The sequence below is a fragment of the Pseudomonas sp. EA_65y_Pfl1_P113 genome, assembly GCF_963970525.1.
Lineage (GTDB): Bacteria > Pseudomonadota > Gammaproteobacteria > Pseudomonadales > Pseudomonadaceae > Aquipseudomonas > Aquipseudomonas tritici.
Genome location: NZ_CAXAQM010000251.1, coordinates 1 through 590, shown reverse-complemented (window position 1 = coordinate 590; position 590 = coordinate 1). Strand labels below are relative to the sequence as shown.

1 protein-coding gene is annotated in these 590 nt (G+C 67.8%); it reads left to right on the top strand.

Annotated features, from left to right (window positions below):
* Window positions 1-562: hypothetical protein (locus AACY52_RS29425; RefSeq protein ID WP_339561238.1), on the top strand; the 562-nt coding region annotated here is incomplete at its 5' end.
* Window positions 563-590: the final 28 nt, after the last annotated feature.

Here is a 590-nt window from a genome sequence, read left to right as displayed (position 1 = left end):
CAACGGCCTGACGATCGGCAGCGCCTCGAGCGGGGCGAGCGAGCGCGCCAATGCCGACACGCAGGCGCTGTTCGTCTATCTGTGCGGCGCCGATCTCAACCTCGTCATGACGCCGGCCCGCTCCGGCAATTGCCTGTCGGACTTCAATGCCAACAAGCAGCTGGCCTTGCCGGACTGGCGGGGCCGCGCGATCGCAGCGCTCGACGACATGGGCAACAGCGCGGCGGGGCGGCTGACGGCGAGCTATTTCGGGGCGACCGGATCCTGCGTCGGCCAGAACGCAACCACGCTGGGCGTGGCCTGCGGCGGCGAAAGCCAGACGCTCACGATCGCGCAAATGCCGTCCCACAATCACAGCGTCAACGATCCCGGCCATGCGCACGGCTTTGCGGCGGCGGACAGTGCGACGCTCGGCACCTTCCCGCTGCGGGGATCGTTCAATAACGCGACCCTCTCCACGAACACGGCGACGACCGGCATCACCCTGCAGAACACGGGCGGCGGCGCCGCGCATCCGACCGTGCAGCCGACGATGCTCGCCACGATCTACATCAAGCTCTGACGGGAAGGCGAAGGCCCGATGTTCATCA